The sequence below is a fragment of the Streptomyces sp. NPDC059255 genome (genome assembly GCF_042752355.1).
Lineage (GTDB): Bacteria > Actinomycetota > Actinomycetes > Streptomycetales > Streptomycetaceae > Streptomyces.
In genome coordinates this window covers 1-6,127 of sequence record NZ_JBHYZP010000084.1, presented here as the reverse complement: position 1 = coordinate 6,127, position 6,127 = coordinate 1, and the positions used below count along the sequence as shown (strand labels likewise).

General features: G+C 66.4%; 6 protein-coding genes and 1 pseudogene. 2 read left to right on the top strand and 5 right to left on the bottom strand.

What is annotated here, in order from left to right; translation table 11 throughout:
• Window positions 1–187: 187 nt before the first annotated feature.
• The 3 genes and pseudogenes from cas2e to ACFXKG_RS40975 form a co-directional block, all read right to left on the bottom strand.
• A complete protein-coding gene (gene cas2e / locus ACFXKG_RS40985; protein ID WP_384850654.1) occupies window positions 188–502 on the bottom strand; it encodes a type I-E CRISPR-associated endoribonuclease Cas2e in 315 nt (104 codons plus the stop codon).
• Between the two features lie 42 nt (window positions 503–544).
• On the bottom strand, window positions 545–1,570 hold the full coding sequence (cas1e, locus tag ACFXKG_RS40980; protein WP_384850651.1) for a type I-E CRISPR-associated endonuclease Cas1e: 1,026 nt from the start codon (window positions 1,568–1,570) through the stop codon (window positions 545–547).
• A gap of 5 nt (window positions 1,571–1,575) precedes the next feature.
• Window positions 1,576–2,013, bottom strand: a pseudogene (locus tag ACFXKG_RS40975) (type I-E CRISPR-associated protein Cas6/Cse3/CasE); the annotation flags it as partial.
• 54 nt (window positions 2,014–2,067) lie between these two features.
• Here ACFXKG_RS40975 and ACFXKG_RS40970 point away from each other — a divergent pair.
• A complete protein-coding gene (locus tag ACFXKG_RS40970; RefSeq protein WP_384850648.1) occupies window positions 2,068–2,391 on the top strand; it encodes a hypothetical protein in 324 nt (107 codons plus the stop codon).
• Here the strand turns inward: ACFXKG_RS40970 and ACFXKG_RS40965 are convergent.
• A complete protein-coding gene (locus tag ACFXKG_RS40965; RefSeq protein ID WP_384850646.1) occupies window positions 2,383–3,591 on the bottom strand; it encodes an IS110 family transposase in 1,209 nt (402 codons plus the stop codon). The two genes, ACFXKG_RS40970 and ACFXKG_RS40965, sit on opposite strands and share 9 nt — an antisense overlap.
• Before the next feature lie 202 nt (window positions 3,592–3,793).
• Between ACFXKG_RS40965 and ACFXKG_RS40960 the strand changes: the two genes are divergently transcribed.
• The gene (locus tag ACFXKG_RS40960) at window positions 3,794–4,957 is read left to right on the top strand and encodes an IS4 family transposase (RefSeq protein ID WP_384850643.1); all 1,164 of its coding nucleotides are present in this window, start codon (window positions 3,794–3,796) and stop codon (window positions 4,955–4,957) included.
• 744 nt (window positions 4,958–5,701) lie between these two features.
• Here the strand turns inward: ACFXKG_RS40960 and ACFXKG_RS40955 are convergent.
• Entirely contained in the window at window positions 5,702–6,034 is a 333-nt protein-coding gene (locus tag ACFXKG_RS40955; RefSeq protein ID WP_384850640.1) for a hypothetical protein, read from the bottom strand.
• Between the last annotated feature and the right edge of the window lie 93 nt (window positions 6,035–6,127).

Here is a 6,127-nt window from a genome sequence, read left to right as displayed (position 1 = left end):
GGCGGCGGCGGTCCCGGCGAACACGGTCTACCCCGGGGACGACAACTGCTCGGCGGGCGACCAGTGGTGCACGGACACGATCATCCACCGGGCGCGGTCCGTGCCGACCAGTGCTTCCCGTGCGAGCAGGGGCGAATCGCGTTGGGGTATTTGCTGCGCGAGGGGCCTGTGTTTACGTCTGGGGCGGCTATGGCGTCGGCGTTTCCTCTTCTCCCTCTGAGGCTCTGAACTCAACGAGCGTCAGACCGTCGAAGTCGACAGGTACTCGTCGTCGGTCGCCGACGGTGTGGAGTGCGAAGCCTTGTTCGTTGGGTTCCGGGTGGATGAGGGTTGCGGCGCCGGGGCCGATGGAGGCTTGAACGATGGACCAGAGTTCTTTGCGTACGCGGGCGGAGAGGGTTCCCACGTAGAGCCCGGGTGTGGGTTCGATCATCCAGCGGGTGAGGGCGCCACGGACGTGGTCGGGGATGGCGGTGGTGGAGAGTACGGTCATCGACGGCATGGTGTCTGCCCCTCGTTAAAGCTGGATCTTTCCCTCATCAGCTCACTCCTCGCTGACGGCGTAATTCGTTCCGGCTGGTACGGAGCCCACTTCCGGGTCCCACAGGTTGACCAGTTGGGCTGTCTGGCTTTCGGGGACGGCTTCGGTCTCTTCCGGTGCGAGCAGTGTCTGTACGTCGTGGACGATGCGCGGGAGCAGTTTGAACAGGCGTAATTCCTTGCGGAAGGCTCTGCGTGCGTCGCGCTCCGGTTGGGGCGAGTCGTGGAGGGAGAAGGCCAGTGGGATGGTCAGTTCGGCCTTGTACAGGTCCGCGAGGTCGTAGACGAATGCGTGTTGTTTTCCTTGGTGGACGAATCCCAGTGCGGGGGAGCAGCCGAGTGCGACCAGTGCGGAGTGCACGATTCCGTAGAGGCAGGTGTTGGCTGAGGAGAGGGCGAGGTTGACCGGGTCCTGGTCGTCCCAGGCCGCGGGGTCGTAGGCGCGGCGGAAGCGGCCGATGCCGTGTTGCTGGGCGAGGAGTTTGTACAGGGCTTTCATGCGCTGGCCTTCGAGGCCGCGGAGTTTGTTCAGTGGGGTGGTGGCCGGCACTTTCGTGGTGAAGCGCATGAGGTACATCTGCTGGGCAACGGCGAGGCGGCGTTCGGTGTCGCTCCATTGGTGGACCTGGCGTTCGAGCCAGCGGGTGGTGAGGGAGTCCGGGGTGGTGGCGGAGTAGCAGCGCACTCCGCCGGAGCCGGTGCACACCACGGTGGTGCCGTGGCGGGCGAAGGTGGTGAGTGCGGGCTGGGTGATGGAGGTGCCCGGGCCCAGGAGGAGGCAGGAGACGAGTGAGGTCGGCAGGTAGACACGGGAGATGTCGCCGTCGGCCGAGGTGGTTTCGGCGCAGACGCCGGTGTCGTCCTGGACGATGCGGACGACGTCGGCGTAGAGGAAGGACAGCGAGTCGCCGATGCGGGGGAGCATGGCGAGGGTCGGTGCCGCGATGCGTCGTCGGGCGGTGGAGGAGGAGACCTGTCGGCCGGGGCCGGGGGTCGGCGAGGTTCCGGGGTCGGGTGCGGTGGTGGTCATCGTGGTCACGTTTTCGTTCGGGTGCCGGGTGCGAGGCTCAGCAGGCCGCAGCCGTACGACTTGCTGCGGCCGATGCCCTGGAGCAGTGCGGTGCGCAGGGCCTGCGGGTCGCGGACTGTCGCTGTTCCTTCGAAGAGAACGGCCGAGCGGTTGATGCGGATGGTTTCGTCGTGGCGGGTGCTGAGGGCTGCGGCGGCTTCGGACCGGGTGGTGGCGAGGTCGAGTCCGGCCGGGTTCGCGCGGTCGGACCACCACTGGTCGGCGTCGGCACCGTGCAGGGGTATGGCCTGCTTCCATTTGCCCAGGGTGCTGTTGGGGCCGCAGCGTCGTACGGCGTTGCCGAGGATGCGGTAGCGGACCGGCAGGCCGGGTCGCAGTGCTTCGAGCATGGCGTGCATGTCGCGGGTCTGTACGTGTGTGGTGTACCCGGTGGGGAGTCGGGTGGTGTCGGGGGGCCCCTATCTCTTTGGTCAAGATCGTGGGCCAGGATTTGCGGCATGACGACCTGGTTCCGGACCTACTACGAGGACGAAGATCTGTGGCTGTACTTCGAGGCAGATGACGAAGGCTGGGCAGCCCGACAGGTCGAGGTCCGAGGGCGGGACTCGCGGCCAGTGACGGCGGCCTCTCTGGAAGAGGTCCTGCACTTGCGTGATCAAGACGACCTCGCCGCGATGGCCCGCTATGAACGGCAGTTCGGCGTTCTCGCCGAAGGCCCCATGGACGGCTGGCAGGACCAGCCCCAGGCGGCCGAGATCTCCGCGGAGGAGTTCGAGCGGCTGTGGACTGAAGCACGGCGGGCTCTCGGCAATTCAGCCTGACCTGGCGGGTTGGGGTTCGTAGAAGGTGCCGTCGCGGAGCATCGCGAAGAGGACGTCGGCCCGCCGTCTTGCGAGGCAGAGGAGAGCCTGGGTGTGGTGTTTGCCCTGGGCGATCTTCTTGTCGTAGTAGGCCCGGGACGCCGGGTCTCCCAGGGCTGCGAACGCGGAGAGGAAGAAGGCCCGTTTGAGTTGTTTGTTCCCTCGGCGGGAGGGCTGTTCGCCTCGGATCGAGGAGCCCGAATTGCGGGTTGCCGGGGCGAGTCCTGCGTAGGCGGCGAGGTGGGCGGCGGAGGGGAAGCTGCTGCCATCGCCGACTTCGATGAGGATCCTGGCTCCGGTCCTGATGCCGACTCCCGGCATCGAGATCAGGACCTGGGAAAGAGGGTGGGCCTCCAGCAGTTCCTCGATCCGCCCGGCCAGGAGTTTACGCTGGTCGAGCACGGCCAGGAGCGAGGTGGCCAGGCTCGGGACGATAAGCGCGGCCGCTTCGGTGCCGGGGACCACCACGGTCTGTTCGTCCAGCGCGGTGAAGATGTCCTCGACCAGGCGTTCGGCCATGCGTGGTGCCTTCGGCCGCAGCAGCGTGATCAGCCGTCGGCGGCCTGCCTTGCGTATCTGGGCCGGGGACCCGAATCGCTCCAGCAGGGCCAGGACGGCCGGGTGTTGCAACCGCGGGCCCAGGACCCGTTCCAGGGATGGGTGGATCTGGGTGAGCAGGCCGTGGAGCCGGTTCGCGACGCGGGTGGCCTCGCCGGTCAGGTCGTCATCGAAGCCGACGATCATCTCCAGCTCGGCGATCGTCCCGTCTTCGAGGTCGACCGAGCGCAGGGTGTGAGGCATCGCGCGGGCGGCGTCGGCGATGATGAACGCGTCCCTTGCGTCGGTCTTGGCCTCACCGGGATAGAGGTCGGCGATCCGCCGCATCGTCAGGCCGGGCAGGTAGGCGACGGGGCAGCCCATGTCTCTGGCCACCGCCAGCGGCAGGGCTCCGATCGAGGCCGGCTGGTCGACCACGACCAGCACCGTTCCGTGCTTGGCCTGGAGTTTCGCGAACAGCTCGCGGAGCTTGGGCTCGGTGTTGGGCAGGCGTTTGTCGAACGCCTTCTTTCCGGCCGGGGTGACGGCGGTGGCGTGGTGTTCGCCCTTGCCGACGTCCAGGCCGAGATAGACGTCGATGCCGCCGGTGTCGATCACGTGCATCCTCCGGTCGTGCTTCTACCCGGCCTCGTCCACGGCACCGATCGCCACATCCACATTACGAAGAGCCTCCCGACCTGCAAAGAGTCGGTGGTCATGCCCCTAATCAGCGGTCAGTCAGTGCCTCCGGGCCCGGTGACACCACCCCCCGGATCATGGTTAACAATGCCGTTGCTTTTGGAGTGGCGCGGGCGTTGAACCGTTCGTGTTGGTGTCGCGTCTGGAGCGGCTGGGGTTGGGAATCTTGACTCGGTCGTGTCCGTCTGAGCTGGTGGACCGAGTCGTAGCTGAGGCGGGGTGCGCGGAGAAGCGCCGGCGTCTGTTGTCGGCGCGGTTCACCGTGTACTTCGTGCTCGCGTTATGCCTGTTCCCGCGGGTGGACTACCTGGAGGTCCTGCGGCTCCTCAAAGCGGGTGACCCTGGTCTGCGGGAGTGGTCCGGGGTGAACAAGTCGTCGCTGGCCAGGGCCAGGCAGCGGCTGGGATGGGAGGTGATGCGCGACCTGCACCGGGCTGCCGTCCGGCCTCTGGGCCGGAAAGAGGATCTCTTCCGGGGGCTGCGCGTAATAGCATTGGACGGGATGTTGCTGGCTGTCCCTGATTCGGCCGGAAACCGGGATGCCTTCGGCAAGTCTGGTTCGCAGCGCAGTCCGATGGGCTATCCCATGGCACGGGTGGTCGCGGTCGCGGAGTGCTCGTCCCACACGGTCCTGGACGCGGTGATCGGGGGCTGGAAAGACTCTGAGCGAATCGTCTCCGACGAACTCGACAGGCATGCCGGCGAGGGAACACTGCTGCTGGCCGATCGCGGTCTGTGGGGCCTGGCCCGTTGGCACCGGCTCCGTGAACGGGGTGCTCACCTGCTGTGGCGGACCGAGCAGCGCAAGGCCCGCAGGGTCCAGGACGTCCTGCCCGACGGGAGCTATCTGGCCCGTATTGAGGCGAACAAGCACAGCAAGGCGGCTGGCACTGTGAAGGCCCCGCCGGCACTGGTCCGGGTGATCGAGTACCGGATCGACGGCCGTGCCGAAGTGGTGCGGCTCATCACCAGCTTGCTGGACCACGAGAAGTACCCGGCCGGTGAACTCGCCGCGCTGTATGCCCGGCGGTGGGAGATCGAGCTGGTCTTCGACGAGATCAAGACCCATCAACGGGAAAGACCGGTCCTCCGGTCGCAGACTCCGGACGGGGTGCGGCAGGAAGTCTTCGCCCACTTGATCGTGCACCATGCGACCCGGGACCTCCTGGCTGAGGCGGCCCATCTCACCCAGAGTCCGGCCGAGCGAACGTCGTTCACGCGAGCACTGCATGTTGTCCGCCGCTCGGTGATCGCGCCGTCCGGCTTTTCCCCCCTCGGCCCGTCGGCGTGACCGCCGATTCGGCCTCGCCGAGATCCTGGCCGCTCTGCTGCCACGAAGACGATCACGCGACTGCCCACGGAAGATCAAATCCTGCATCACACCGTTCGGCAGCAAGGCGCCTGACGAACCCGCCAGCAGCCACCGCCCTCCCACCGTGGTCACGCTGAACCACCGGTGGCACGACCACTAACGCAACGGCATTGTCATGGTTAACAAGGGGGGGAAGTCATGCCGGGCCCGGAGGCCGGTAGCCCCGTTGCGGGGCCACCAAAAAGGTAATGGGGGGAAAAGCGGGCGGTGTAGGCGGTCCCGAGGAGAAGAGGGCGCCGAGGTAGTCGGCCTGGTCGTACGCAGGCCGGTGCGGGCGGAAGCGGTGGTCGAAGTAGCAGGCGAGGCTCTCGGCGTACGCGTGTAGCCGTTGCCGGAAAAGCAGAACTCTTGTACACCGCGTAGTTCTCTGGTTCGTCAGCTGCCAACGCGAGTAGCTGTTGACCGGCACTCTCGTCACCGGTCGCGGCCAGCGACAGCAACGCTTTGGCGCGAACGTGCGGGGGCTCTGTGCGTGACGTGGTCTCACGGTCCACGAGTTCGAGGAGGGTGGCGACGTCTTGCGGCCGCTCCAAGGGGTCAAGTTGAGTCAGGCGACGAACGACGCTATACCACATATGGCCCGGTGCGGGCAGGATGGGAATGTTCGCCCGAGGGGTGCGTCCGGTGATAACCCAGCCGATCACCTGACCGAGGCTGTAGAGGTCACTGGCGGATGTTGCCTCGTGGGGGGGTAACGGAAAGCTCTGGTGCAGCGAACTCCTCGGTGCCGATGCGTTCTTTGGTGATCAGTTCAGTCGTGTGGCAGCGTGGGCGGCGCACGATACCCCAGTCGGCCAATCGCCAATGACCGTCGAGAAGCAGGATGTTGGAGGGCTTGATGTCGCGGTGCAGCCAGCCTGTGCGGTGAGCTTCGGCTAAGGGCTTGCAGAGAATTAACCTGTTGCTTCCCCTGATCCGGCTCGTTGGTGTGATATGGGCATCTCCGAGTCGATCTGTCACCAACTCGCTGTCAAGTTTGAGGTGTTGTTCCCGCATCTGGGCGAGCGGCAGCGACGGCTGATGATGGGGGCTGAGGCCCGGATTCTGGGTCACGGCGGCATCCGGGCGGTCGCGCGGGCTGCCCAGGTC